General features: G+C 56.3%; 26 protein-coding genes and 3 tRNA genes. 12 read left to right on the top strand and 17 right to left on the bottom strand.

Annotated elements, in window-relative coordinates:
- The first annotated feature begins 97 nt into the window (after nt 1-97).
- Complete coding sequence (ettA, locus tag FZF21_RS03210; protein ID WP_006810191.1) at nt 98-1,765, top strand: energy-dependent translational throttle protein EttA; 1,668 nt, start codon at nt 98-100, stop codon at nt 1,763-1,765.
- Between the two features lie 128 nt (nt 1,766-1,893).
- Here the strand turns inward: ettA and FZF21_RS03205 are convergent, their stop codons facing one another.
- Complete coding sequence (locus FZF21_RS03205) at nt 1,894-2,793, bottom strand: LysR family transcriptional regulator (protein ID WP_017383827.1); 900 nt, start codon at nt 2,791-2,793, stop codon at nt 1,894-1,896.
- A 108-nt stretch (nt 2,794-2,901) separates the two neighbouring features.
- Here FZF21_RS03205 and FZF21_RS03200 point away from each other — a divergent pair, with 108 nt between their 5' ends.
- Nucleotides 2,902-3,903, top strand: a complete 1,002-nt coding sequence (locus FZF21_RS03200; protein ID WP_064489911.1) for a zinc-binding alcohol dehydrogenase family protein — start codon at nt 2,902-2,904, stop codon at nt 3,901-3,903.
- Between the two features lie 85 nt (nt 3,904-3,988).
- Here the strand turns inward: FZF21_RS03200 and nadR are convergent, their stop codons facing one another.
- The 3 genes from nadR to serB all read right to left on the bottom strand — a co-directional run bounded on the left by nadR (nt 3,989) and on the right by serB (nt 7,686).
- A complete protein-coding gene (gene nadR, locus FZF21_RS03195) occupies nt 3,989-5,221 on the bottom strand; it encodes a multifunctional transcriptional regulator/nicotinamide-nucleotide adenylyltransferase/ribosylnicotinamide kinase NadR (protein ID WP_015572616.1) in 1,233 nt (410 codons plus the stop codon).
- 35 nt (nt 5,222-5,256) lie between these two features.
- Complete coding sequence (radA, locus tag FZF21_RS03190) at nt 5,257-6,642, bottom strand: DNA repair protein RadA (protein ID WP_017383829.1); 1,386 nt, start codon at nt 6,640-6,642, stop codon at nt 5,257-5,259.
- 75 nt (nt 6,643-6,717) lie between these two features.
- Nucleotides 6,718-7,686, bottom strand: a complete 969-nt coding sequence (gene serB, locus FZF21_RS03185; protein WP_003856524.1) for a phosphoserine phosphatase — start codon at nt 7,684-7,686, stop codon at nt 6,718-6,720.
- Between the two features lie 117 nt (nt 7,687-7,803).
- Here serB and FZF21_RS03180 point away from each other — a divergent pair, with 117 nt between their 5' ends.
- Nucleotides 7,804-8,448 (top strand): YtjB family periplasmic protein, encoded by a 645-nt coding sequence (locus tag FZF21_RS03180; protein ID WP_015572615.1) that lies wholly within the window; start codon nt 7,804-7,806, stop codon nt 8,446-8,448.
- A 39-nt stretch (nt 8,449-8,487) separates the two neighbouring features.
- Nucleotides 8,488-9,504: a lipoate--protein ligase LplA gene (lplA, locus tag FZF21_RS03175; RefSeq protein WP_015572614.1), complete on the top strand. Its 1,017-nt coding sequence runs from the start codon at nt 8,488-8,490 to the stop codon at nt 9,502-9,504.
- 85 nt (nt 9,505-9,589) lie between these two features.
- On the opposite strand, the gene deoD is transcribed toward lplA, so the two are convergent.
- From deoD to deoC, 4 genes are all read right to left on the bottom strand, one after another.
- Nucleotides 9,590-10,309 carry a purine-nucleoside phosphorylase gene (gene deoD / locus FZF21_RS03170; protein ID WP_003856538.1) on the bottom strand — a complete coding sequence of 240 codons (720 nt, stop codon included), beginning with the start codon at nt 10,307-10,309 and terminating at the stop codon, nt 9,590-9,592.
- 125 nt (nt 10,310-10,434) lie between these two features.
- Nucleotides 10,435-11,658, bottom strand: a complete 1,224-nt coding sequence (gene deoB / locus FZF21_RS03165; RefSeq protein ID WP_003856540.1) for a phosphopentomutase — start codon at nt 11,656-11,658, stop codon at nt 10,435-10,437.
- 53 nt (nt 11,659-11,711) lie between these two features.
- Nucleotides 11,712-13,034 carry a thymidine phosphorylase gene (gene deoA / locus FZF21_RS03160; RefSeq protein WP_017383831.1) on the bottom strand — a complete coding sequence of 441 codons (1,323 nt, stop codon included), beginning with the start codon at nt 13,032-13,034 and terminating at the stop codon, nt 11,712-11,714.
- A gap of 99 nt (nt 13,035-13,133) precedes the next feature.
- Nucleotides 13,134-13,913, bottom strand: coding sequence for a deoxyribose-phosphate aldolase (gene deoC / locus FZF21_RS03155; protein WP_023303054.1), 780 nt, complete (start codon nt 13,911-13,913; stop codon nt 13,134-13,136).
- A gap of 262 nt (nt 13,914-14,175) precedes the next feature.
- On the opposite strand from deoC, the gene FZF21_RS03150 reads away from it, so the two are divergent.
- Together FZF21_RS03150 and FZF21_RS03145 are read left to right on the top strand one after the other, a co-directional pair.
- A complete protein-coding gene (locus FZF21_RS03150) occupies nt 14,176-15,711 on the top strand; it encodes a YjjI family glycine radical enzyme (RefSeq protein WP_063863094.1) in 1,536 nt (511 codons plus the stop codon).
- Nucleotides 15,686-16,546, top strand: a complete 861-nt coding sequence (locus FZF21_RS03145) for a YjjW family glycine radical enzyme activase (RefSeq protein WP_017694551.1) — start codon at nt 15,686-15,688, stop codon at nt 16,544-16,546. The genes FZF21_RS03150 and FZF21_RS03145 overlap by 26 nt, the downstream gene beginning before the upstream one ends.
- Here the strand turns inward: FZF21_RS03145 and FZF21_RS03140 are convergent.
- The 8 genes from FZF21_RS03140 to FZF21_RS03105 all read right to left on the bottom strand — a co-directional run bounded on the left by FZF21_RS03140 (nt 16,541) and on the right by FZF21_RS03105 (nt 22,907).
- Complete coding sequence (locus tag FZF21_RS03140) at nt 16,541-17,323, bottom strand: TatD family hydrolase (protein WP_032652508.1); 783 nt, start codon at nt 17,321-17,323, stop codon at nt 16,541-16,543. The genes FZF21_RS03145 and FZF21_RS03140 overlap by 6 nt on opposite strands.
- Nucleotides 17,320-18,372 (bottom strand): patatin family protein, encoded by a 1,053-nt coding sequence (locus tag FZF21_RS03135; protein WP_003856550.1) that lies wholly within the window; start codon nt 18,370-18,372, stop codon nt 17,320-17,322. Before FZF21_RS03135 ends, FZF21_RS03140 begins: the two co-directional genes overlap by 4 nt.
- A 122-nt stretch (nt 18,373-18,494) precedes the next feature.
- Entirely contained in the window at nt 18,495-18,656 is a 162-nt protein-coding gene (locus FZF21_RS03130) for a DUF1328 domain-containing protein (RefSeq protein WP_003856556.1), read from the bottom strand.
- 125 nt (nt 18,657-18,781) lie between these two features.
- Nucleotides 18,782-19,399: a molecular chaperone OsmY gene (gene osmY / locus FZF21_RS03125; RefSeq protein WP_048220383.1), complete on the bottom strand. Its 618-nt coding sequence runs from the start codon at nt 19,397-19,399 to the stop codon at nt 18,782-18,784.
- Between the two features lie 303 nt (nt 19,400-19,702).
- Nucleotides 19,703-21,292 carry a peptide chain release factor 3 gene (gene prfC, locus FZF21_RS03120; RefSeq protein ID WP_006810210.1) on the bottom strand — a complete coding sequence of 530 codons (1,590 nt, stop codon included), beginning with the start codon at nt 21,290-21,292 and terminating at the stop codon, nt 19,703-19,705.
- 92 nt (nt 21,293-21,384) lie between these two features.
- Nucleotides 21,385-22,062, bottom strand: coding sequence for a pyrimidine 5'-nucleotidase (gene yjjG / locus FZF21_RS03115; protein ID WP_017383835.1), 678 nt, complete (start codon nt 22,060-22,062; stop codon nt 21,385-21,387).
- Nucleotides 22,063-22,081: 19 nt separating this feature from the next.
- Entirely contained in the window at nt 22,082-22,525 is a 444-nt protein-coding gene (gene rimI / locus FZF21_RS03110; RefSeq protein ID WP_003856565.1) for a ribosomal protein S18-alanine N-acetyltransferase, read from the bottom strand.
- On the bottom strand, nt 22,494-22,907 hold the full coding sequence (locus FZF21_RS03105) for a DNA polymerase III subunit psi (protein WP_149121075.1): 414 nt from the start codon (nt 22,905-22,907) through the stop codon (nt 22,494-22,496). Before FZF21_RS03105 ends, rimI begins: the two co-directional genes overlap by 32 nt.
- 102 nt (nt 22,908-23,009) lie before the next feature.
- Here FZF21_RS03105 and rsmC point away from each other — a divergent pair, with 102 nt between their 5' ends.
- From rsmC to FZF21_RS03085, 4 genes are all read left to right on the top strand, one after another.
- A complete protein-coding gene (gene rsmC / locus FZF21_RS03100; protein WP_032103054.1) occupies nt 23,010-24,038 on the top strand; it encodes a 16S rRNA (guanine(1207)-N(2))-methyltransferase RsmC in 1,029 nt (342 codons plus the stop codon).
- A gap of 144 nt (nt 24,039-24,182) precedes the next feature.
- Nucleotides 24,183-24,269, top strand: a tRNA-Leu gene (locus tag FZF21_RS03095).
- A 28-nt stretch (nt 24,270-24,297) separates the two neighbouring features.
- A tRNA-Leu gene (locus tag FZF21_RS03090) sits at nt 24,298-24,383 on the top strand.
- A gap of 32 nt (nt 24,384-24,415) precedes the next feature.
- A tRNA-Leu gene (locus FZF21_RS03085) sits at nt 24,416-24,502 on the top strand.
- 42 nt (nt 24,503-24,544) lie between these two features.
- Here the strand turns inward: FZF21_RS03085 and FZF21_RS03080 are convergent.
- Nucleotides 24,545-24,814, bottom strand: coding sequence for a DUF1435 domain-containing protein (locus FZF21_RS03080; RefSeq protein WP_026080652.1), 270 nt, complete (start codon nt 24,812-24,814; stop codon nt 24,545-24,547).
- A 216-nt stretch (nt 24,815-25,030) separates the two neighbouring features.
- Between FZF21_RS03080 and FZF21_RS03075 the strand changes: the two genes are divergently transcribed.
- Both FZF21_RS03075 and fhuF read left to right on the top strand, forming a co-directional pair.
- A complete protein-coding gene (locus tag FZF21_RS03075; protein WP_149121076.1) occupies nt 25,031-26,095 on the top strand; it encodes a GGDEF domain-containing protein in 1,065 nt (354 codons plus the stop codon).
- A gap of 95 nt (nt 26,096-26,190) precedes the next feature.
- A complete protein-coding gene (fhuF, locus tag FZF21_RS03070; protein ID WP_047737201.1) occupies nt 26,191-26,979 on the top strand; it encodes a siderophore-iron reductase FhuF in 789 nt (262 codons plus the stop codon).
- The last annotated feature ends 2 nt before the right edge of the window (nt 26,980-26,981 follow it).

Raw genomic sequence — 26,981 nt, 5'->3', positions numbered from 1 at the left:
ACACTCCCGACGTTCCTGGCTGGGATTAGGGCGTGAAAAAGGCTACACTTCGAGGCTGAAATTCATTCTCATCACGATAAAAGAGGCGAAGTCCAACGTGGCTCAATTCGTTTATACCATGCATCGTGTCGGCAAAGTTGTCCCGCCGAAACGTCATATTCTTAAAAATATCTCGCTGAGCTTCTTCCCGGGCGCAAAAATCGGTGTTCTGGGTCTCAACGGTGCCGGTAAGTCCACCCTGCTGCGCATCATGGCCGGCATCGATACAGACATCGAAGGTGAAGCCCGTCCGCAGCCTGGCATTAAGATCGGCTACCTGCCGCAGGAACCTCAGCTGAACCCGGAACACACCGTGCGTGAATCCGTTGAAGAAGCGGTATCCGAGGTGGTTAACGCCCTGAAAGGTCTGGATGAAGTGTATGCCAAATACGCCGAGCCGGATGCGGACTTCGACAAACTGGCCGCTCAGCAGGGCAAATATGAGGAAATTATCCAGGCGCACGACGGTCACAACCTGAACGTGCAGCTGGAGCGCGCGGCCGATGCCCTGCGTCTGCCAGACTGGGATGCGAAAATCGCTAACCTGTCCGGTGGTGAACGCCGCCGCGTGGCGCTGTGCCGCCTGCTGCTGGAAAAACCAGACATGCTGCTGCTCGACGAACCTACCAACCACCTGGATGCGGAATCCGTGGCGTGGCTGGAGCGCTTCCTGCACGACTTCGAAGGCACCGTGGTGGCGATTACCCACGACCGTTACTTCCTCGACAACGTTGCGGGCTGGATCCTGGAGCTGGACCGCGGCGAAGGTATTCCGTGGGAAGGCAATTACTCCTCCTGGCTGGAGCAGAAAGATCAGCGTCTGGCGCAGGAAGCATCTCAGGAAGCGGCGCGTCGTAAGTCTATCGAGAAAGAGCTGGAGTGGGTGCGTCAGGGCGCGAAAGGCCGTCAGTCCAAGGGCAAAGCCCGTCTGGCACGCTTCGAAGAGCTGAATAACACTGAATACCAGAAACGTAACGAAACCAACGAACTGTTTATTCCACCTGGCGCACGTCTGGGGGATAAAGTGGTTGAAGTGACCAACCTGCGTAAGTCCTACGGCGACCGTCTGCTGATCGACGACCTGACCTTCTCCGTGCCGAAAGGCGCTATCGTTGGCATCATCGGTCCGAACGGCGCAGGTAAATCAACCCTGTTCCGCATGATGTCCGGTCAGGAACAGCCTGACAGCGGCTCTATCACCCTGGGTGAAACCGTGAAGCTGGCTTCCGTGGACCAGTTCCGCGACGCAATGGACAACAGCAAAACCGTGTGGGAAGAGGTTTCCGGCGGTCTGGATATCATGCGTATCGGCAACACCGAGATGCCAAGCCGCGCTTACGTTGGCCGCTTTAACTTTAAGGGCACTGACCAGGGCAAACGCGTGGGCGAGCTGTCCGGCGGTGAGCGCGGTCGTCTGCACCTGGCGAAGCTGCTCCAGGTTGGCGGCAACGTTCTGCTGCTTGATGAACCTACCAACGACCTGGACATCGAAACCCTGCGCGCGCTGGAAAACGCCCTGCTGGAGTTCCCGGGCTGCGCGATGGTTATCTCGCACGACCGCTGGTTCCTGGACCGCATCGCAACCCACATCCTGGACTACCAGGACGAAGGTAAGGTGGAGTTCTTCGAAGGTAACTTCACCGAATACGAAGAGTACAAGAAACGCACGCTGGGCGCAGACGCGCTGGAGCCGAAGCGTATTAAGTACAAGCGTATTGCGAAATAAAAGCAAAACGGCAACTTCGGTTGCCTTTTTTTATGTTTGTACCCTCTCCCCGTGGGAGAGGGCCAGGGTGAGGGCATCAGGCCGCACAGTGTGTAGGCCGGGTAAGGCGAAGCCGCCACCCGGCTTTTTTATTTGCCCACGTAATACCGCTTCACCTCATCAAACTGCATCGCAAAGTCGATATAGCTCATCAGCGCAGGCGAATTGAGCTTACGGCTCGGGTAGGCCAGCCAGAGATCGTTTCCCTCAACGCTCCACGCCGACAGCACCTTCACCAGCGCGCCCTTTTCGATCTTATCTTCCAGCAGGAATGCGGGTAACAGCGTGATCCCCGCCCCGGCAATGGCGCATTCCCGGGCGTACACCAGGTTATCCGTCATGTGGGCGTTATCCGGCAGGTAGCGGTAATCCTCATTCTCGCTTCGCAGAAGCCACTCTGACCATGCCCGGTGCGTAATGCAGCGGTGATCCACCAGCTGTCGGGGATGAATTAACGGCGCCCGACGCGCCAGGTAGTGGGGCGAGGCCAGCATGTAGCGCGGACAGTGCCCAATCATGCGGCCAATCAGGGATGAATCCTGCGGTTTGCCGGTGCGCAGCGCCACGTCAAAGCCAGACTCGACCAGATCCACCACGTCGTCTGAGATCGACACATCCAGCGACACGTCCGGATAGCGAAGCTGGAACTCGGCATTCATATGCGCCAGCAGCGTCGCGCCAATTCCCGCCGGACAGGTGATCCGCAGCCGCCCGCTGGGGTTTTCGCGCAGCCGCTGAATGGCATACTCCGCGCGCTCGCTGGCCGCCAGCATCTCGCGACAGTGCACCAGATAGTGCTCGCCTGCAAACGTCAGGCTGATCCTGCGCGTGGTGCGATTCAACAGACGGATCCCCACCTGCTGCTCCAGCTGGCTAATCCGCTGGCTGACGCTGGATTTCGGCAGTTCCGCCTTCTGCGCCGCCGCGGTAAAGCTGCCCATCTCGGCCACCAGCGCAAACAGCGCCATATCCTGAAGCTGTTTAAACATGATTGTTCACCCTGTACGAACGCTGAGTTCTGGATTGTCCATCTTATCATGCAGCTGACCACTTAATAGACTAGCCTCAACAAAACGCATGCCATTGAGGAGCACACCATGTCAGTGAAAGCCATTGCCGTTAACCCGGAAAATCCTTCCACCTTCGTTGAAATCACTCCGCCGATGCCGCAGCCCGGTGAACACGATCTGCTGGTGGAGGTAAAAGCCGTCTCCGTAAACCCGGTGGACACCAAGGTACATGCAGGCATTGCCAAAAGCGGACTGAAGGAGCCGCGCATTCTCGGGTGGGATGCCAGCGGGATCGTAAAAGCCGTTGGGGCTGGCGTCACCGGATTCAAACCGGGTGACGAAGTGTGGTACGCGGGGGATATCACCCGTCCGGGCAGTAATACCACGCACCAGCTGATCGATGCGCGCATTGTCGGGCACAAGCCTGCAAGCCTTGACTGGGCCGCCGCGGCTGCATTGCCGCTGACGGCGCTCACCGCGTGGGAAGGCCTGTTTGAACGGCTGAAGATTCAGGATGCCGACGCAGATAAAACGCTGCTGATAATTGGCGGCGCGGGTGGAGTCGGATCGCTGGCGATCCCGTTTGCGAAGCACAACAGCAAGGTGAAGATCGTCGCAACCGCTTCACGAGAAGATTCCGCCAGGTGGTGTCGCGATCGCGGGGCTGACATTGTTGTAAATTACCACGACCTGAAGGGAGAACTGGCGAAACAGGGGCTCACCTTTGTGGATTACATTTTTATCCTCAACGATACCGACGGGCACTGGGATGCGGTCAGCGATCTGATTGCCCCTCAGGGAGACATTTGTTCCATCGTTGAAAACGCGCATCCGCTGAACCAGGACAAGCTGAAGTCCAAATCTGCCGCCCTGCACTGGGAATTTATGTACACCCGTAGCATGTACCAGACCACGGATATGGCGCGTCAGGGTGAGATTTTAGATGAGGTGGCGAAGCTGGTGGATAACGGCGTGGTGGAAAGCTCGCTCAGCGAAACGCTGCACGGGCTAAGCGTGGAAAGCATTACCGAAGCGCACCGCAGGGTGCTGGAGGGGCATATGCGTGGGAAGGTGGTGGTTGAGTATTGAGTGTGGACTGATTCCCTCACCCCGGCCCTCTCCCAAAGGGAGAGGGCGATTAAAGCCCCCTCTCCTGGTGGGAGAGGGGAAGTTATTAACCCTGCTCCCCCATCATCTCCTTCACCAGCTCGACGCAGCGCAGGAAGCGGGAGTCGTAGTCCGACTCTTCCACATGTACAAACTCAACGTTGTTCTCGTTAAGCATCTCCACCAGCATGGTCTGGAACTCCCGCCTGTCCACCGAGCTGCCCAGGCTGCGCATGCCGTCGGCAACCCATGGGGTATTGTTTTCCAGCAGGATCACCAGGTCAAAGCGGTATTCGTCAATCAGCGCCTGCACAAACGGGTGCTCGCGCCCTTCGTACTTTTTGCAGAACGCCTGCGTGGTGACGAAATCGGTATCAATAAAGGCGACTTTATTGGCGTATTTCACCGCAAAATCAATGTACTGGGCATGACCGAGCGCGATTTTATCGTAGTCGGAATACTGCAACGCCATCTCGTCGCCGCCAAGGTGTGAGAAGACGTAATCGCGGCCATACTCCCACGCACTGGTGGTATTGAAGATGTTAGCCAGCTTATTTACCAGCGTCGATTTCCCACTCGACTCGCCGCCGAGGATCGCCACCGTACGCACGAAGAACGGCTTCACCTCGGTCGGGATGTAGTCCCAGTAACGGAACGGGTTCTCGCGGATCTGCGCCCCGCTGATGTTCATGAAGGTGCGTTTAGGATCGATCAGCACCGTCTCGATGCCCAGATGCTCGCGGAACTGCGGCGCGTCGGACTCTTCAGAGGTGTAGATCCAGTTAGGCGCAATGCCCTTCTCTTCCATAAACGCTTTGATGCCGTTGCTCCACACGTCCCAGCCGTGCGGATACGGCTCCATGCCCTCTTCGTTAAAGGCATGAATACGAATATTTTTCTGATATTTAAAGGTCTGAAGCAGCCAGCGCAGGCGGTCCGGCACGGTGGGCTGCTGCGACATGGCGCTGTCTTCAAACAGCTGGCGATCGCGGGTTTCATCATAACCCATGATGATATGCAGTTCGTCGACCTGGCTACAGGCGCGCTGGATCAGATAGATATGCCCGGTATGCAGCGGGTAGAACTTACCGAACACCACGCCAATGTTCTTTTGCATCCGCGGAAATTCAAGCCCCAGAAAACGGTGCAGCGCTTCCAGCTTCTGCGCGCTGGGGCTTTTGATTTTGGCGTTCAGCAGTTGGCTCAGGTAGCCCTTGGTCATGCCGCTGGCGTCCGCCACCTGCTGCAACGTGCAGCCCTTCTGGCGGATAGCGGTCTTGATGTAGTCAAATGATGACATAAATTACGGTGCCTCCTGCAAAATCGAATACGTAATTATAAGTCGTCAAAGACATTTAACGCATCTGCAAGTTTTTTAACGCCAAAAACCTGCATCCCTTCCGGAATTTTTTTCGGCACGTTGGCGGCCGGAACAATCGCGCGGCGGAAGCCATGTTTTGCCGCTTCGGAGATACGCTCCTGACCGCTCGGCACCGGGCGGATCTCGCCGGCCAACCCTACCTCACCAAATACCACCAGATCCTGCGGCAACGGTCTGTCGCGCAGGCTGGAGACCATTGCCAGCAGCAGCGCCAGGTCCGCGCTGGTTTCCGTAACCTTCACCCCACCAACCACGTTGACGAACACATCCTGATCCGCCATTTGCAGACCGCCGTGACGGTGCAGCACCGCCAGCAGGATCGCCAGGCGGTTCTGTTCCAGACCGACCGCCACGCGCCGCGGGTTGCCCATCATCGATTGATCCACCAGCGCCTGAATTTCAACCAGCAGCGGACGCGTCCCCTCCCACAGCACCATCACCGAACTACCGGACGTGATCTCGTCGCCACGGCTCAGGAAGATGGCCGACGGGTTGCTGACTTCGCGAAGCCCCTGCTCGGTCATGGCAAACACGCCCAGCTCATTCACCGCGCCAAAGCGGTTTTTATGGCTGCGCAGGGTACGAAAACGGGAATCCGCATCGCCATCGAGCATCACCGAGCAGTCGATACAGTGTTCAAGCACTTTCGGTCCCGCCAGCGAGCCGTCTTTGGTCACATGACCAACCATTACAATCGCCACGCCGCGCGTTTTGGCAAAGCGCGTCAGGTAGGCCGCGGTTTCACGCACCTGCGCCACGCTTCCCGGTGACGACTGAATGTCAGCCATATGCATCACCTGAATGGAGTCAATCACCATCAGCTTCGGCTGCTCTTCTTCGGCGATCATGCAGATCTGCTCGATGCTGGTTTCCGAAAGCATATTCAGATTGCCGGTCGGCAGGCCGAGGCGGTGCGCGCGCATCGCCACCTGCTGAAGTGATTCTTCCCCCGTGACGTACAGGGTTTTCATCTGTTCGGCTAGCTTGCAGAGCGTTTGCAGCAGCAGGGTCGATTTACCCGCGCCCGGGTTACCGCCGATCAGAATGGCGCTGCCCGGCACTACGCCACCGCCGAGCACGCGGTCAAATTCTTTGAATCCGGTGGAAAAGCGCGGCAGCGCTTCCAGGCTGATATCCGAAAGTTTTTGTACCTTCGACACGCCTGCATTGCCCGCATAGCCGCTCAGCCGTTCATTGCGGGCCACGCTCGGCGAAGCCGCCACACCACGCACTTCGGTGATGGTGTTCCAGGCATGACAGGCGCTGCATTGCCCCTGCCAGCGCGGATAATCCGCACCACATTCATTACAGACAAATGCGCGTTTTGGAGCTTTCGCCACGGTTTACCTCGTTATTTCTGTGCGGTCTGCGCGCCGGGTGGCGCTGACGCTTACCCGGCCTACAAAAGCAAGCCGCTATTTTTGATTAATGCTGCCGGAGAGAATGCAGAACACCCCCATCAGATCAGCATGACGGATAGTGACTTCCGTCTTTTCATTCACTTTCGGCTTGGCATGGTAGGCAATACCCAGCCCGGCAACTTTGATCATCGGCAGATCGTTCGCGCCATCGCCGATGGCAACGGTCTGCTCGACCGGAATGGCATATTTCTCCGCCAGACGCGTCAGCGTATTGGCTTTGTACTGCGCATCCACGATGTCGCCGATGACCTGTCCGGTGAGTTTGCCGTCCATGATCTCCAGCTCGTTTGCCACCACGGTGGTCAGACGCAGCTTGTCACGCAGGTAGTCGGCAAAGAAGGTGAACCCGCCGGAGGCAATCGCCACTTTCCAGCCGAGCGTCTCCAGCTTGAGCACCAGCTGCGTCAGCCCAGGCATCAGGGGCAGTTCATCGCGCACCTGACGCAAAATGTTAGCATCGGCCCCCTTCAGGGTCGCCACGCGCTGTCTCAGGCTGGCGGTGAAATCCAGCTCGCCGCGCATCGCGCGCTCGGTGACTTCCGCCACCAGCTCGCCGCTGCCCGCCAGTTTAGCAATCTCGTCAATACATTCGATCTGAATGGCGGTGGAGTCCATGTCCATTACCAGCAGGCCGGGCGTTTTCAGGTGCGGAATTTTGCCGAGGGGGGCAACGTCCAGCCCGGCGTCGTGCGCCAGACGCGTGGCGCGCTGCGTCAGGGAACCCGCCAGGCGAATAACCTGATAATCTTCCACGCACCAGGCCGCAACGATGACCATCGCTGCGCCCAGTTTGGTTTGATACTGGGTGAGGCGTTGCTTATCCAGGCCGCGTCCGTACAGCAGCCAGCCGCTACGGCCAGCGTGGTAATCGAGAGGCATCACCTCATCGCCACTTAAAGAGAGCGGCAATCCTGGCCATAAAGAGACATCCGTTGGCAGGTCGCACCAGGTAATGTTCGGCATTGAAGCTCCTGTAATTTCGTTCGCGCCGGAAGGTTCCAGAGGGAAAATAACGCATGAGGCTACCCTGTAACCATCACTTCTGGCAACATTAAGCCGTAAATTTTAAGCAGGTGGAATATGGCTCGCGCAAAACTGAAATTCCGGCTTCATCGCGCCGTGATTGTCCTGATCTGTCTCGCACTATTAGTGGCGCTGATGCAGGGGGCATCCTGGTTTAGCCAGAATCACCAACGACAGCGTAACCCGCAGTTTGAGGAGCTGGCCCGGACGCTGGCGCGCCAGGTGACGCTCAACGTTGCGCCGTCTATGCGTACCGAAACGCCGGATGATAAGCGAATAGCCCAGGTATTGCGCCAGCTTACGGAAAACAGCCGCATTCTGGATGCAGGTGTGTACGATGAACAGGGCGACCTGATTGCCCGCGCGGGTGAGCATGTCGACGTGCGTGACAGGCTGGCGCTGGATGGCAAAAAAGCCGGTGGTTATTTCAACCAACAAATCGTCGAACCCATTCAGGGCAAGAATGGTCCGCTCGGCTATTTACGTCTGACACTCGACACCCACACCCTGCCAACCGAAGCCAAACAGGTGGATAACACCACCAATATTTTGCGCCTGATGCTGCTGCTCTCGCTGGCGATTGGCGTGGTACTGGCGCGCACGCTGCTCCAGGGCAAACGCACCCGCTGGCAGCAGTCGCCGTTCCTGTTAACCGCCAGCAAGTCGGTTCCCGAAGAGGAAGAGAGCGAGAAGAAAGAATAGTGATAAAGTAGGCGGATGATTCGGAAAAGGAACTCTGCCATGTCGACGTTACGCCTGCTAATCTCTGACTCTTACGATCCCTGGTTTAACCTGGCGGTGGAAGAGTGCATCTTCCGCCAGATGCCTGCCACCCAGCGCGTCCTGTTTCTCTGGCGCAACGCCGATACGGTCGTTATTGGTCGCGCGCAAAATCCGTGGAAAGAGTGTAACACCCGCCGTATGGAAGAGGACAACGTCCGCCTGGCGCGCCGCAGCAGCGGCGGCGGTGCGGTGTTTCACGATCTGGGCAACACCTGCTTTACCTTTATGGCGGGCAAGCCGGAATACGACAAAACCATCTCGACCTCCATTGTGCTTAACGCGCTCAATTCACTCGGCGTGACGGCTGAAGCCTCGGGACGTAACGATCTGGTCGTGAAAACGCCTGAAGGCGACCGGAAAGTGTCAGGCTCAGCCTACCGCGAAACGATGGATCGCGGATTCCACCACGGCACATTATTGCTGAATGCCGATCTGAGCCGTCTGGCAAACTATCTGAACCCGGACAAGAAAAAGCTCCAGGCTAAGGGAATTACCTCCGTGCGCGGTCGCGTGGCGAATCTGGTGGAGCTCCTGCCGGGGATTACCCATGAACGCATTTGCGATGCGATCCGCGAGGCCTTTTTCAGGCATTACGGTGAACGCGTAGAAGCCGAGGTGATTTCTCCGGATAAAACCCCGGATCTGCCAAACTTCGCGGAAACCTTCGCCCGCCAGAGCAGCTGGGAGTGGAATTTCGGTCAGGCACCGGCGTTTTCACACCTGCTGGATGAGCGATTTACCTGGGGCGGCGTTGAGCTGCACTTTGACGTCGAGAAAGGCCATATCTCTCGTACTCAGGTATTTACGGATAGTCTTAATCCGGCACCGTTAGAAGCGCTGGCTGCACGTTTGCAGGGCTGTCTCTATCGGGCAGATATGCTGCAACAGGAGTGTGACGCGTTACGTGTTGATTTTCCGGAACAGGAACAAGAGTTGCGGGAGTTATCGGCGTGGATTGCGCAGGCAGTACGCTAATAAAAAAGCCCGCTGGCGCTCTGCTTAGCGGGCCTGGAAAACCGCAGGCCGGGTCAGGCGAATCCGCCACCCGGCACAACAGGTATTACTCTTTATCGCCCAGCAGAACGGATTCCAGCGCGATTTTGATCATGTCGTTGAAGGTGGTCTGACGCTCGGCAGCGGTAGTCTGCTCGTGGGTACGGATGTGGTCAGACACGGTGCAGATGGTCAGCGCTTTCGCACCGAATTCAGCCGCCACGCCGTAGATACCGGCAGCTTCCATTTCCACACCCAGAATGCCGTATTTTTCCATCACGTCGAACATGTCGCCTTCTGGCGAGTAGAACAGATCGGCAGAGAACAGGTTGCCCACGCGCGCGTCAACGCCCAGCGCTTTTGCCGCGTCAACCGCGTTACGCACCATGTCAAAGTCAGCGATGGCCGCAAAGTCATGATCTTTAAAACGGATGCGGTTAACTTTAGAGTCGGTGCACGCGCCCATGCCGATCACCACGTCACGCAGCTTAACGTCCATGCGCACCGCGCCGCAGGAGCCAACACGGATGATTTTCTTCACGCCGAAATCGGTGATCAGCTCTTTGGTGTAGATGGAGCAGGATGGGATACCCATGCCGTGACCCATCACGGAGATTTTGCGGCCTTTATAGGTGCCGGTGAAGCCCAGCATGCCGCGCACGTTGTTCACTTCACGCACGTCTTCGAGGAAGGTTTCTGCAATGTGCTTCGCGCGCAGCGGGTCGCCCGGCATCAATACGACGTCAGCGAAATCACCCATTTCTGCATTAATGTGAGGAGTTGCCATCTTCAGTTCCTTTTACATTGTTGTTTTTGCCGGGTGGCGGCTACGCCTTACCCGGCCTACATTCTGTTCTCCCTCTCCCGGTGGGAGAGGGCCGGGGTGAGGGCATCAGGCCGCACCCAATCCGTTTAGAACATAGCCTTGCCATATTCCATGTCAGACGTACCAAAGTATTTCGCAATCGTCTGGCCGATGTCCGCGAAGGTCTCACGGTGACCCAGCGAGCCCGGTTTGACTTTCGGGCCGTACACCAGCACCGGAATGTGCTCACGGGTGTGGTCGGTACCGGTCCAGGTCGGGTCACAGCCATGGTCAGCGGTCAGGATCAGAATGTCATCTTCCCCCACCAGCTCCATCAGCTCTGGCAGACGGCGGTCAAACAGCTCCAGACCCGCAGCATAACCGGCGACGTCGCGACGGTGGCCCCAGGAGGAGTCGAAGTCCACGAAGTTGGTGAAGACAATGGTCTTATCGCCCGCTTCTTTCATCTCTTTGATGGTGGCGTCGAACAGCGCATCCAGACCGGTCGCTTTGACCTTTTTGGTAATGCCGCAGTTGGCGTAAATGTCCGCGATTTTACCCACGGAAACCACGTGGCCGTCTTTCTCGTCGACGAGTTTTTGCAGCACGGTCGGCGCCGGTGGCTCCACGGCCAGATCGTGACGGTTGCCGGTACGCTGGAAGTTACCCGCTTTGTCGCCAATAAACGGACGCGCGATAACGCGGCCAATGTTGTAGCCGCCTTCGGTCAGCTCTTCACGGGCGATCTCGCACAGCTCGTACAGTTTATCCAGGCCAAACGTCTCTTCATGGCAGGCGATCTGGAACACGGAGTCAGCAGAGGTATAGAAAATCGGCTTGCCGGTTTTCATATGCTCTTCGCCGAGCTGATCCAGAATCACGGTACCGGAAGAGTGGCAGTTGCCGAGGTAGCCCGGCAGGTTGGCGCGCTTCACCAGCTTATCGAGCAGCTCCTGCGGGAAGCTGTTCTCGTGATCGGAGAAGTAGCCCCAGTCAAACAGCACCGGCACGCCGGCGATTTCCCAGTGGCCGGACGGAGTATCTTTCCCGGAAGAGAGCTCGTGCGCCCACGCGTAGGCGCCCACCACTTCCGCGTTACCGTCCATACCGGCTGCGATCTTACCGGTAGAGCCTTCATGCGCTTTTACCAGCCCCAGACGGGTCAGGTTTGGCAGGTTCAGAGGGCCTTTACGACCGTTGTCCGCTTCGCCTTTTGCACAGGCTTCCGCGATGTGACCCAGGGTATCGGAACCCACGTCACCAAATCGTTCTGCATCTTCGGTTGCGCCGATGCCGAATGAGTCCAGCACCATAATAAATGCACGTTTCATAATTGTTCTCCGTACTTAGTGCTTCATAAAAATGCGATCAGATCAGTATACCGCTATTCAGTGATACGACGATAGACCGTCGGTGTGGTTTCCGGTGCTTTATCGTCAAGAGATATTGCCGCCTTCACCGCTTTCGCCGCGTCCTGCCAGCTGGCTTCATCTTTCGCGTGGATCACCGCCAGCGGACGTTGGCCGTCAACGCTGTCGCCCAGACGGGCCATATCGGTAAAGCCGACGCTGTAATCAATGGTGTCCGATGCCTGACGACGACCGCCGCCCATAGACACAACAGCCATGCCGAGCGCGCGGGTATCCATAGCCGAGACAAAGCCTTCGCTGTCCGCATAGACCGCTTTGCTGAGCATCGCGGTGGGCAGGTATTTCGCGTAGTTTTCCACGAAGTCGGTCGGGCCTTTCTGCGCCGCCACCATCCGACCAAAGATCTCCGCCGCTTTGCCGTTGTCCAGCACCGCCTGAAGCTTCGCGCGGGCTTCCGCGTCGTCTTTGGCCAACTTGCCGGAGATTAACATCTCAACGCACAGCGCCATGGTGACATCGAACAGGCGCGGGTTACGGTATTCGCCTGTGAGGAACTGCACGGCCTCACGGACTTCAACCGCGTTACCGGCGCTGGAGGCCAGCACCTGGTTCATGTCCGTCAGCAGTGCAGTGGTGCGCACGCCCGCGCCGTTGGAGACGCCAACGATCGCTTCGGCCAGCGCCTCAGAGAGTTCATAGGTTGGCATAAACGCGCCGCTGCCCACTTTCACATCCATCACCAGCGCATCCAGACCTTCCGCCAGTTTTTTGGCAAGGATAGAGGCGGTGATCAGCGGGATGGAGTCTACGGTCGCGGTAATGTCACGCGTCGCGTAGAAACGCTTGTCAGCCGGAGCAAGAGAGCTGGTCTGGCCGATAATCGCCACGCCAACGTCTTTAATAATGTCGCGGAAGCGGTTGTCATCCGGGAAGATATCGAAGCCCGGAATGGCTTCCAGTTTGTCGAGCGTACCGCCGGTATGACCCAGGCCGCGCCCGGAAATCATCGGGATGTAACCGCCACAAGCCGCCACCATTGGGCCGAGCATCAGGGAGGTCACGTCGCCCACGCCGCCGGTGGAGTGTTTGTCCACAATTGGGCCGTTAAGGTTGAGGCTTTTCCAGTCCAGAACGGTTCCTGAATCTCGCATCGCCATGGTCAGCGACACGCGCTCAGGCATCGACATATCGTGGAAGAAAATGGTCATCGCCAGAGCCGCAATCTGCCCTTCAGAGATGGTGTTATCACGAATGCCATTGATAAAAAAGCGGATTTCTTCGTCGCTTAATGCATGACCATCACGTTTTTTACGAATAATTTCTTGTGCGAGAAACACGGTAACCTCCATGCGGAATCGGGTGAATGGCGGCGGATATGTTGACCCGCCCTACGATCCTGTAGGCCGGGTTAGCGTAGCGCCACCCGGCAATTCAACTTAGTAGCTGCTTGCGCTCTTACCGTCACCGTGACCCAGCGCTTTCAGCAAGCTGGCCAGCAGGCTGGACGCGCCGAAGCGGTAGTGGCGGGAATCAGCCCAGTCGGCGCCGAACAGCTCGTCGGCAATCGCCAGGAACTGCTGCGCGTCTTCCGCGGTACGCACGCCGCCCGCCGGTTTGAAGCCAACGGTTTTGGACACGCCCATATCACGGATGACTTCCATCATGATGCGTGCGCTTTCCGGGGTAGCGTTGACCGGCACTTTACCGGTAGAGGTTTTAATGAAATCCGCGCCCGCTTTGATAGAGATTTCAGACGCTTTACGAATCAGCGCCTCTTCTTTCAGCTCGCCGGTTTCGATGATCACTTTAAGCAGCACGTTTGCCGCCGCACACGCGTCTTTACAGGCTTTCACCAGGTCAAAACCGACCTGCTCGTTGCCGGCGATCAGCGCGCGGTACGGGAATACCACGTCAACTTCGTCTGCGCCGTACGCAATCGCCGCGCGGGTTTCTGCCAGCGCGATGTCGATATCGTCATTGCCGTGCGGGAAGTTGGTTACGGTGGCAATGCGCACGTCCGGCGTGCCCTGCTCTTTCAGCGTTTTGCGGGCAATCGGGATGAAGCGCGGATAGATACAGACGGCGGCGGTGTTACCCACTGGCGTTTTCGCCTGATGGCACAGGGCGATGACTTTTTCATTGGTGTCGTCATCGTTCAGGGTGGTCAGGTCCATCAGTTTCAACGCGCGCAGGCTGCTTGCAGTTAAATCGGTCATAACATTCTCCAACGGCAGTGCCGTATAAATTTTACCTTGCGGGTCTGTGAGTATTCTAACATTCACCCGCATCCACACTTCGACATTCATCACAGTTAATGAAAACTGTGTGCAAATTTGCATTACTGTAATGAGATCTTCTTCAAATTTTAGTGCGTTAATTGCTGACTAAATCGGCGATATCCCCTGTCTGATCAAAAGCGCCACCAGGCTGGCTTCCTACAATTCGTTCACTATCCGCAGAACAACCAAGGAAGTGAACATGCCCGACGCCCTGCAACAACGTTGCCAGCACATTGTGACCAGCCCGGTGTTAACCCCGGAACAAAAACGTCATTTTCTGGCGCTGGAAGCAGAGAACAATCTGCCCTATCCCGCTCTGCCAGAGGCGGCCCGGGCCGCGCTGGACGAGGGATTCATCTGCGACATGTTCGAAGGCCATGCGCCTTACAAACCGCGCTACGTGCTGCCGGACTACGCTAAATTTCTGGCTAACGGCTCAGAATGGCTGGAGCTGGAAGGGGCGAAAGATCTGGATGATGCCCTCTCGCTGCTCACTATCCTTTATCACCATGTTCCGTCCGTCACATCGATGCCGGTCTATCTGGGCCAGCTCGATGAGATACTCAGCCCCTATGTTAAAATTCTAACACAGGATGAAATCGATAGCCGAATAAAACGTTTCTGGCGTTACCTGGACAGAACCCTGCCCGATGCGTTTATGCATGCCAATATCGGCCCGGCGGATACGCCTGTCACCCGAGCCATCCTTCGCGCGGATGCCGAACTGAAGCAGGTTGCGCCGAACCTGACCTTTATCTACGACCCGGATGTAACCCCCAGCGATCTGCTGCTGAGCGTGGCGGAAAACATTTGTGAATGCAGTAAACCGCATATTTCTAATGGCCCGGTGAATGATAAAATTTTCACAAAAGGTCGCTATGGCGTGGTGAGCTGTTACAACTCCCTGCCGCTGGCGGGCGGCGGCAGCACGCTGGTGCGCCTTAACCTGAAAGCGATTGCGGAACACAGCCGCTCACCGGAAGACTTTTTCACCCGTACCCTTCCCCACTACTGCCAGCAACAAATCGCGATCATCAATGCGCGCTGCGATTTTCTATATGAACAAGCCGGTTTCTTTGAGAATAGCTTCCTGGTGAAAGAGGGGCTGATTGATGCCGATCGCTTTGTGCCGATGTTTGGCATGTACGGTCTGGCCGAAGCGGTGAATGTGCTGTGCGAGAAAGCAGGCATTACGGGACGTTACGGTAAGAACGAACAGGCCAATGCTCTGGGCTACCGCATCAGTGAACAGCTTGCGGCGTTTGTTGAAAACACGCCGGTGAAACACGGCTGGCAGCACCGCGCGATGCTGCATGCCCAGTCTGGGATCAGTTCCGATTCTGGCACCACGCCGGGCGCACGTCTGCCGTACGGCGACGAACCGGACCCTGTCAGCCACCTGCTGGCCGTGGCGCCGCATCATAAACACTATCATTCGGGGATCAGCGATATTCTCACCCTGGAGGAAACGGTTAAACGCAATCCTCAGGCTGTGGTGCAGCTGTGCCTGGGGGCGTTCAACGCCGGTATGCGTGAGTTCACCGCGAATGTAGCCGGAAACGACCTGGTGCGCGTCACCGGGTATATGGTGCGGCTCTCCGATCTGGAGAAATACCGGGAGGCCGGCTCGCGCACCAACACCACCTGGCTCGGCGAGGAGGCCGCGCGCAATACCCGTATTCTGGAACGTCAGCCGCGCGTGATAAGCCATGAACAGCAGATGCGCTTTAGTTAGTCAGGTCATACCCTTCTCCTGCGTGGACGGGCCGGGCAGCCGCCTGGCGTTGTTCCTCCAGGGCTGTAACCTGCGCTGCAAAACCTGCCACAACCCGTGGACGATAGGGCGCTGCAACGACTGCGGCGACTGTGTTCCCCACTGTCCTCATGATGCGCTGGCAATTCAGGCCGGGCGCGTCTGGTGGCAGGAGAGTCACTGTCAGCAGTGCGACACCTGTCTGCACCTGTGTCAGCAGCAGGCGACGCCGATGGCGCAGCGCTATAGCGTTGAGGAGATCCTCTCCCGGGTTCGCACGTCCGCGCCGTTTATTGAGGGCGTGACCGTCAGCGGGGGTGAGGCCACCACGCAGCTGCCGTTTTTGGTTGCGCTGTTCACCGCGATCAAAGCCGATCCGTCCCTGCGCCATCTGACGTGCCTGGTGGACAGCAACGGCCTGTTAAGCGAAACCGGCTGGCAAAAGCTGTTACCGGTGTTTGACGGCGCGATGGTGGATCTGAAAGCCTGGGGCAATGAACATCACCGTTTTCTGACCGGGCGCGAAAACACGCAGATCAAGCAGAGCATCCGCTGGCTGGCCGATCGTCATCGCCTGACGGAGCTGCGCCTGCTGGTGATCCCCGCTCGGTGTGATTATCTGCACCATCTGCCATCGCTGACCGCTTTTATCCACGCGTTGGGGAACGTTCCTGTGCGGATCAACGCGTTTCATGCTCATGGGGTTTACGGGGAGGCGGCGCGATGGCGGAGCGCCACGCCGGAGGACATCGAGCCGCTGGCGCAGGCCCTGGAACGGCAGCAGATCACGGTGATCCGCCCGGCCCTTTATTTATAGCGTGATGCCGAAGACCGCGCGGGTGTTTTCCAGCAGCGCGCTGGCAATCACATCTTCAGGCTCCTGACGCAGCTCACACAGCACATCAAAAACGCGCGCCGCCTGCTCCGGGCGGTTGGGCTGGCCCTGAAAACCATTCAGCGGCATGTCAGGCGCATCCGTTTCCAGCAGGAGCGAGGTCAGCGGGAGCTGCGCCATCACATCACGGGTTTTGCTGGCACGCGGATAGGTAATGGTGCCACCGACGCCAATCTTATAGCCCAGCTCAATAAAACGCTGCGCCTGCTGAAGGCTTCCAGCGAAACCATGGACCACGCCCCTGCGCGGCACGTCGATACGCTTCAGGTGCATCGCCAGTTTGTCATGGGTACGTCTGGAGTGGAGGATCACCGGCAGATCGTGGCGCTTTGCCAGCCGGAGCTGCGCATCCAGGATCGTCTGCTGGCGCTCAAACTGCGGATCTTCACGATAGAGATCGAGGCCGATCTCACCGATGGCAACCAGCTTTGTATCCGCATTTTGCAGCGTGGCATCCAGCCTGTCGAGATGGTCATCAAGATGGTGCTCAATAACGATCGGATGCAGACCCAGCGCGGCATACAGCGCATCGTGCTCCCGGGCAAGCGCCAGAACTTTGTCGAATCTCGCCGCTTCAATAGCGGGCACAATAATGGCTCTCACACCGGCCTCAGCCGCGCGCGCAATACTTGATGTTTCCTCCCCGCTAAACGGCGGGAAATCAAAGTGGCAATGGGTATCGATAAAGCAGTGCGTCACGCCAGATCCTCGTTATCGAGTAAGCCATCGTTGGCCTGCGGCGCGTCCACCAGCGGCATCGCCACCGCGTCATTGGCCACAACGGCAGGCGGCAAAATGATGCTTTTATGCCGATGAAGAGGCGGTTGCTCCGCCAGCATTTTCCCGACGGTCGCCAGGAAGTAACGCCCGCACAGCCGCCCCGTTTTGTAATCCATACGCAACGCAGGCAGCCGACTGCCCAGCGCCATGCTCAACAGCGGCTTAGGCGGATAAATTTCAAAGATGCGCAGCTTGCCCGGTGGTTTTTCAATAAAACGCTGCATCGCGCCGTAGGTGGTTTCATGCTGCTTCGCGATATTCACCAGCGGTTGCAGGCTGCTGTCGCCCAGCCAGCGTTCCATCCGCTTAAACCACTGTGGGGTGTAATACATCTGCGAAGGCACCGTGCGGATCACCACAATGGTTTTTGCCCCGCGCCGCGCCGCCTCCTGTACCGGCACCGCGTCGCTGATACCGCCGTCAAGATAGCTTATCCCCTCCAGCAGGGCGCCGGTGCGGTAGAATCCCGGGATCGCGCTGGACGCGCGGATGATATCCAGCCAGTTCTCTTTCTGCGGCGAAAAGTAACCCGGCGAATAGTCATCGCCACGGCTGGCGCACATCCAGAACTCTTTGCCGGTATCGAACAGACGTGACGCGGTATCCATGGCCAGCGGCATCTGGCTGGAGGTAGCATCCAGTAACCAGTCGAGATCGATCAGGTTCCCGCCGCGTACGAAGCGTACCGGATTGAAGAATTCTTTGGAGGTGGTGTAGCGCATAATCACTTTGCGCGCATAGCCGGGCTGGTTGCAGACATAGGCGGAGAGGTTCTGCGCCCCGGCAGAGGTGCCGAAATAGAGATCGAACGGGTTGAATTGCGCGCGCATAAATTCGTCGAGCACGCCAGCAGTGAAAATACCGCGCTGCCCTCCCCCTTCACAGACCAGCGCAAGCTGGCCTGCATGAAACGGTTTTAACGTCAGCGGCGCAATATTGCCGAGCGTAACGGGAATTCGTTGCCCCACCTCTGCCTTCCTGTTTTCATTATTTTGATAAGACACAGTAACGCACTTCCCCGGTGGTTCTCAAACGAGAAAAAGCCAGTCACGAGGACTGGCTTGAGTTTGTTTAGTAAATATTGCGTTTGCTACGGGCGACGTCGACCCGTAAACAGGCTGACCAGGAACAGAATAATACCGACGACGAAGACAATTTTCGCTGCCCATGCCGCGGTACCCGCCAGTCCACCAAAGCCCAATGCGGCGGCAATTAACGCGATAACCAGAAATATAATGCCCCAACGAAACATAAGCCTCTCCTTTACCATAGTTAATGTCGGCCGCTAAACGTGAGCGCTCAGGTCACTCACCGGCTTTTCCAGAATCGTTTTTATTTCGCCCGCGGTTTTCAGCCTGACGGGCGAATGGTACTGCTTTACTTCGTTTTCAGATCGTTTTTGACGCTTTTCACACCATCAATAGCTTTCGCAATTGACTCGGCACGATCGCTTTGTGCCTGATTCTCAACCGTACCGGACAGCTGGACCACACCATCGGTGGTTTCAACTTTCACCATACGGGATGGCACGATGTCGTCAGCTAACAGTTTAGCTTTGATTTCGCTGGTAGTTGCTGCATCTCCGGCATAGCCCTTCACCGACGATTCTTTGCTGTCACGTACGTGCAGTTTGTCGCTGACGGAGCTTACGCCCTCAACGCCTTTTGCCACTTTAACGGCTTCTTCAGCCTGGGTCTGGCTTTCAACGAAACCGCTCAGGGTGACAACCTTGTTGTCGGTTTTAACAGAAATATCGGTGCTCTTGATGGATTCGTGATCCACCAGTGCGGCTTTCACTTTTGCTGTGATTGAGCTGTCATCCATGAAATTACCGACTTTATTCATAGAGCTATCGATTTTTTCCCCTGCGGTATTGGCGGAATTTTGCGCTTTATCCATGGTGCTGGTATCCGCCAGAGCAGAACCGCTTACCAGGACACTACCCAATGTTACAGCCAGCAGAGTTTTAGAAATCTTCAGTCTTGTCATATTCATCGATTTATTCCTGTGTTTTTCCCATTATTTGGGCGACATACTTCCCTAATCTTGGTTTTATATATTGCGAATTAACACCGGGGCAAAATGGAGAACCAATGGACATGCATTGAACAGTTAATTCATCCACGCCCGGTGCTAAACACTGAGTTAAATATAGATCACAATCAGAGGGGTGCATTCAGAATTGGGGAAAAAACGAACGAATAGCGAAAAATTGCGGTGAATTAAGAACATTCCGCAAGGGTTTAATAACACAGGAATTAAAGAAGAGCACGGCGGCTGCCGTGCTCTGAGAGGGAATTAATGCTCGCGCGTTTTGCGGAACTGAACATCAGGATAACGTTCCTGCGTCAGGTTCAGGTTTACCATGGTTGGGGCGATATAGGTCAGGTTATCGCCACCGTCCAGCGCCAGCTGAACTTCGTTCTTACGTTTAAATTCTTCGAATTTCTTCACGTCTGAACATTCAACCCAGCGGGCGGTCGCCACGTTCACCGATTCGTAAATCGCTTCCACGTTGTACTCGCTCTTAAGACGGGCAACCACCACGTCGAACTGGAGCACACCCACCGCGCCCACGATCAGATCGTTGTTGGCGATTGGGCGGAACACCTGTACCGCGCCCTCTTCGGAAAGCTGGACCAGGCCTTTCAGCAGCTGCTTCTGCTTCAGCGGATCGCGCAGGCGAATGCGGCGGAACAGTTCTGGCGCGAAGTTCGGGATACCGGTGAACTTCATCATCTCGCCCTGCGTGAAGGTATCGCCAATCTGAATGGTACCGTGGTTGTGTAAACCAATGATGTCACCCGGATAGGCTTCTTCTACATGCGAACGGTCGCCCGCCATGAAGGTCAGCGCGTCGGAGATTACTACGTCTTTACCGATACGGACCTGACGCAGCTTCATGCCCTTTTCGTACTTACCGGAAACCACGCGCATAAAGGCGACGCGGTCACGGTGTTTCGGGTCCATGTTGGCCTGAATTTTAAAGACGAAGCCGGAGAACTTCTCTTCCTTCGCTTCTACTTCGCGGGTGTCGGTTTTACGCGGCATCGGCTGCGGGGCCCACTCAACCAGACCGTCGAGCATATGGTCAACGCCGAAGTTGCCGAGTGCGGTACCGAAGAAGACCGGGGTAATTTCACCGCTCAGGAACAGCTCTCTGTCGAACTCATGCGACGCGCCTTTAACCAGCTCCAGCTCATCGCGCAGCTGGGCGGCCAGCTCTTCACCGACAGCGGCGTCCAGCTCCGGGTTGTCCAGACCTTTCACAATGCGGACTTCCTGAATGGTGTGGCCCTTACCGGTCTGGTACAGGTAGGTTTCGTCTTTATAGAGGTGGTAAACCCCTTTGAACAGCTTGCCGCAGCCAATCGGCCAGGTGATTGGCGCGCAGGCAATCTTCAGCTCGTTTTCCACTTCATCCATCAGCTCCATCGGATCACGGATGTCACGGTCGAGTTTGTTCATAAAGGTGAGGATCGGCGTATCGCGCAGACGGGTGACTTCCATCAGCTTGCGGGTACGATCTTCAACACCTTTCGCAGCGTCGATCACCATCAGGCAGCAGTCCACCGCCGTCAGCGTACGGTAGGTATCTTCGGAGAAGTCTTCGTGCCCCGGGGTGTCCAGCAGGTTCACCAGGCAGTCGTGATACGGGAACTGCATCACGGAGGTGGTAATCGAAATACCACGCTGCTTTTCCATCTCCATCCAGTCGGATTTAGCATGCTGGCTGGAGCCACGGCCTTTAACGGTACCCGCGGTCTGGATCGCCTGTCCGAACAGCAACACCTTCTCGGTGATGGTCGTTTTACCGGCATCCGGGTGCGAGATAATGGCAAAAGTGCGGCGTTTGGCCACCTCTTGCAGATAAGGAGACAACGTCATAATCAATTCTTCTTAGGTAAGCGCGGCAGCAGGCCGCGCATCATGGAATACGAAAAATGCGGCTATTTTACCCATCAACAGGGGGCAGGCAATCATTGTTTACACAGGAGCTGCTCCAGTTCGTTCAATGACGTAACGGTCCAGGTCGGCTCGATGCCTTCCGGCAGCGTGCGACCATGCGCATTCAGCCAGACGGTCGACAGGCCCGATCTCATACCTCCCAGAATATCAGATTCTGCCGTATCCCCCACCATCAGCACGCGATCGCGGTCAGGATTGCCCGCTTGCGCCAGCGCATAATCGAAAATACGCGGATCCGGCTTCGGTACGCCCACCTCTTCGGAGATCACCAGCGCGTCGAAATGATCGCGCAGGCCGGTGCGTTCAAGGCGGATCTGCTGAAGCGCGGTAAAGCCGTTGGTAATGATCCCAAGCTTCACCTTCCCTTTCAGCGAATCCAGCAGAGAAACGGCGCCGGGCAGCGGCGCGCAGATATCCGCCATCGCATTCAGGAAGGCCTCGTTTAGCGCCCCAGGACTGACGTTTAACCGTTCAGCCCACACGTCAAAACGCTGATGCTGAAGCTGTAACGCGGTGATGGCTCCGTTCTGGTAATCCACCCACAGCGGTTTGTTCACCGCCTGATAGTCCTGAAAATCTTCCGCGGTGAACGTCACGCTATAGTCGAGAAACATCCGCTGTAGGCCGCCGAACGAGTCAAACGTAAACAGCGTTTCGTCGGCATCAAAGAAAATCCAGTCCCATTTCATCGTTACAACCTTATTTTCGTTATCCAATCGGCAGAGCCATGATAATGGCGTCTTCACGTCCCTCTGCGGTGGGGTAGTAGTTACGGCGGATAGTCGCCTCGTTGAAGCCTAAGCTTTCATAGAGCGCGATGGCGGCGACATTGGACGCGCGCACCTCCAGCCACAGGGTGAAAACGTCACGGGTTTCCAGCTCACGAATGAGGTGCTCAAGCAGTTCCCTGCCCAGCCCGCGGCGCTGGTAAGCGGGATCGACCGCAATATTAAACAGCGTCGCCTCGTCCAGAACGACCTGCGTGATGGCGAACGCAGCCATCGCACCGTCAACGTCCAGGCGGAGATTTAAATAGCGTTCGCCCTGATTGCTGGCAAACGTCTTTTCGCTCCACGGAAAGGCATGGGCGCGGGTTTCAATCGCGAACGCGGTGGTCAGGTCAGCCGTCGTGAGGGAAGAAATCGTGTTCATATTCGCAAATTTGTTGCCATAGCGCGCTACGCGCTTTTGGGTTGGCTTTCAGTTCGTCCAGCGCTGGCGAACTGATCTGGCTTCCTTCAAGAGGTAGCTCGTCCACCGCCCCGATTCGCCAGCTGTTACAGCAGCTGTCAGGGGGAAGCATCGCGACGCTTTCAGGCGCCAGCTGTAATACCTGATCGCGGGTCACCTTCAGGGTGCGAAGGACATCCTCAATCAGGGGCTCGTTCAGGGCAGGCGGCGCTTCTGCCACCATCACCAGGCGGACATGCGCAGGTATGGAGATGGCTATTTCGCCCCGCAACGCCGTCGGGCGACGCAAAGCCCACTGGGTAATGCCCAGCTGCTGCAACTGCCAGTCTCGTCGGGATGTCATAGCGAAAACTCCTGTCTCTCAGGCGCGCAAATATAGCAAATGTGTCGAAACTGCGCCATCTACCTACTATAATCCCCACCTGAGTTTATTGAGGAACAATTCATGTCTGCATTTACCCCGGCAAGTGAAGTCTTGCTGCGTCACAGTGATGATTTCGAAGAAAGCCGTATTCTGTTTGCCGGAGATATGCAGGATGACCTGCCCGCGCGTTTCGACTGTGCTGAAAGCCGTGCCCACACCCAGTACTATCACCACTGGCAGGTGCTGAGCCGCCAGATGGGCGAGCGCGCGCGCTTTAGCCTGGCGGCGGAGCAGAGCGATATTGCTGACTGCGATACGCTCATTTACTACTGGCCGAAAAACAAGCCGGAAGCCCAGTTCCAGCTGATGAACCTGCTTTCTCTGCTGCCGGTCGGCTGCGATATTTTTGTTGTCGGTGAGAACCGCAGCGGGGTGCGTAGCGCAGAGCAGATGCTCGAAGCCTGGGCGCCGCTGACGAAAATCGACAGCGCCCGTCGCTGCGGCCTGTACCATGGTCGTCTGGAAAAACAGACCACCTTCGATGCCGACGCCTTCTGGGACGAGTACCAGCTTGACGGCCTGACCATTAAAACCCTGCCGGGCGTGTTCAGCCGTGATGCGCTCGATACGGGCAGCAAGCTGCTGCTGTCCACCCTGACGCCTCATACCAAGGGCAAGGTGCTGGACGTCGGCTGTGGTGCGGGCGTGCTGTCAACGGTTCTCGCCAGCCACTCACCAAAAGTGCGTTTAACCCTGTGTGACGTGAGCGCCCCGGCAGTAGAAGCCAGCCGCGCCACGCTTGCTGCGAATGGCATTGAAGGTGACGTGTTTGCCAGCAACGTTTTCTCCGACGTGTCCGGTCGCTTTGACATGATCATCTCTAACCCGCCGTTCCACGACGGAATGGAGACCAGCCTTGAAGCGGCGCAAACGCTGATCCGTGGCGCAACCCGTCACCTCAACAGCGGCGGTGAGCTGCGTATCGTAGCGAACGCCTTCCTCGCGTACCCGAAAGTGCTGGATGAAACCTTTGGCTTCCACGAAGTGATCGCCCAGACGGGCCGCTTTAAGGTCTATCGCACCGTGATGACGCGCCAGGCGAAAAAGTAAACCCCCGGTCCGGCGATGGCTGACGCTGCCATCGCCCATTTTTGCAGCAATCAAAACAACGTGCGCAATTTTCTGTTGACGTAAAGCTGAAAACATCTAGAATGCGCCTCCGTGGTTACGATACTTTTACAGTGTCGATGGTATGCGAAGGTGGCGGAATTGGTAGACGCGCTAGCTTCAGGTGTTAGTGTCCTTACGGACGTGGGGGTTCAAGTCCCCCCCCTCGCACCATAAATCACGTTGATATTGCTCGCACTGGGCGAAGGTGGCGGAATTGGTAGACGCGCTAGCTTCAGGTGTTAGTGTCCTTAGGATGTGGGGGTTCGAGTCCCCCCCCTCGCACCAACGAGGCGATATCAAACCAGTAAGATGACTGTGCGAAGGTGGCGGAATTGGTAGACGCGCTAGCTTCAGGTGTTAGTGTCCTTACGGACGTGGGGGTTCAAGTCCCCCCCCTCGCACCAATTATCTTACATCCCCTCAGCAGTGCCTCCTGTTTTTCCCTTTTATTTCAAACTCATCAGAATCACCAGCAGTCCACTGATTAGCGCAACGCATGATGGCAGCAGCACGTAATGCCGTAACTGTTTGTGCCAGATCATTGCGGATGTCACCAGCAAGCCTGAAACAATCATTGCTTTCCAGACATCAATGGGGAGATCGGCAAACATTAGCCCACCGATAATGGAACCAGGCAGTAATATTCCCCACCCACTTCCCAGCGCTTTGCTCAACATGGTTTCACCTCTCGCACTGATAATGATAACCAGTATCATATGATAGTAATTATCACTTGTCAGCATGCGACGTAAGAAATTGCGTCAGCAATTGCTTTCCCATAATGACAGAGAATGTGTAAGGTGATAAATTGCCCACCTGTTAACTTCCGATAAAGTTTTTCTGATAATAAAAATTCAATTTTGTAGCGCCCAATATTACACAACAACACCTTGCTCATTGTTTTAATTGAGTTTTAATAAAAACGCACGCATATGACATCACAATCCTGGCTGTCTTTAGTCAACAAGAAATATCAGCTATCTTTACGTTTGTTTTTATTTCTGAACGCCGCGTCAGCATTGTTCTCGGTAACAAACCCTCTCTATTCCGTGCGTGTGTTATCTGTCCCGCTCTTTGCCGTACTGACTATCAGCACAGGCTTACTTATCTGGCACTGGAAAAACAGCACGCGAAAAATAAATATCCCTGTTGTTTCAGCTATTTTTGGTCTTTTATGGGCCTGGCAGATCGTCTCTAAATTTCTGTTAATCACGCACGATCACGCGACCTATTTAATGATGGCGCTATTAACAGTGCTTTTTATAGGGTCTCTGGCGTTCGCAAGTAATATTAAAGCCTTTACGTTACATTCATTTCCCGCTTTTATATCCTGCCTGTGGCTTAGTCCGTCCGAAAACTGGCTGAGAATGGCCTATTTTTTCGCGCTGCCGGTGGTCGCCATTGGTATCCATCATGTTCTTCAGCGGCGCAATGACCGTTTCGCCCAGGAGCTGCTTTCCGAACTGCTGGAGGAGCGCGAAACCCTGGCCGATCTCAGCATGATGGACCCGCTCACCGGCCTATATAACCGTCGCGGGCTGCAAAGCCGGCTGGAGAATCTTCCCAGGCCTGACGCTGGCGAGCACTTCGTGCTGCTGATGGATATCGACCACTTCAAAGCCTACAACGACCATTATGGCCATATGATGGGCGATCAGGCCTTGATCAGGGTCTCGGCTGCGATACGCGACGCCGTGCGCTCACGCGATGTTGTCGCCCGGTTTGGCGGGGAAGAATTTATGGTGCTGTTGAGTAACATCCCGCTGGAGCAAGCGCGACAGACGGCTGAACGCATACGTCAGAAGGTTTACGATCTTAAAATCCCCCATATGTTTAACGAAAGCGTCGCCACTAACGTGACCATCAGCATCGGCATCGCCATTTTCGAAGGTGACGACGTTGAGGGCGCGCTGGCGAAAGCCGATAAAGCCCTCTATGAAGCCAAGCATATGGGACGTAACAGCATTCTGCTGAGCGAAGAGCTTCATACCGCCTGAAACCGCCTTCACAGCGCCAGGATAAAACGCTTGCGCTCGGTTTTATCTATAGTTAGGATTGGCAATCATTATCATTTAGATTTGTAATCCACACTATGGCGACTCGTACCGCACACATCGTTGAGCCCCTGCTCTGGCGAGCTCCACTCTCCGCCGGGGAAACGACGCTTGCGGATGCCATTCGGGAAAAAATTGCCGTAACGCGCGCTCATCTGCTGGATTTCATCAAACTGGATGAAGCACCGCCGCATCATGCTCTGACGCTGACTGAGTGGCAACGCCCTGCGGAGCTGCGGTCACTGCTGGCAACCTATTCCGACCATATTTATCGTAACCAACCTACCCTGACGCGGGAAAACAAACCGCTGTTATCCCTCTGGGCACAGTGGTATATCGGGCTGATGGTGCCGCCTGTCATGCTGGCCCTGTTGACCCAGGAAACGATGCTCGATCTCTCGTCAGAACATTTCCATGTTGAGTTTCATGAAACCGGGCGTGCTGCCTGTTTCTGGATTGATGTACATGAAGATCCGAGCGCGAGACACCTGTCAGCGCAGGCGCGTATGGAACGGCTGATTACAAGAGCGCTGGTTCCGGTCATTGATGCGCTGGAAGCGACGGGAGAGATTAACGGCAAACTGATCTGGAGTAATACCGGGTATCTTATCCACTGGTATTTAACGGAGATGAAGCCGCTGCTCGGCGACGAGAAAGTGGATGCACTGCGTCAGAGCTGTTTCTTTGCCAGACAGCTGTCGGATGGACGGGATAACCCTCTTTACCGCACCGTGGTTCCGCGTGAGGGACTTCTGGTACGTCGTACCTGCTGTCAGCGCTACCGTTTGCCGGACGTCAAGCAGTGTGGCGATTGCACGCTTAAGTAGTC

Origin of the sequence: Enterobacter sp. LU1 (assembly GCF_008271405.2) — a bacterium.
In the GTDB taxonomy this organism is placed as follows: Bacteria; Pseudomonadota; Gammaproteobacteria; order Enterobacterales; family Enterobacteriaceae; genus Enterobacter; species Enterobacter hormaechei_C.
Note: the sequence above shows the minus strand (reverse complement) of the source record. Positions and strands in the feature narration are given on the sequence as shown.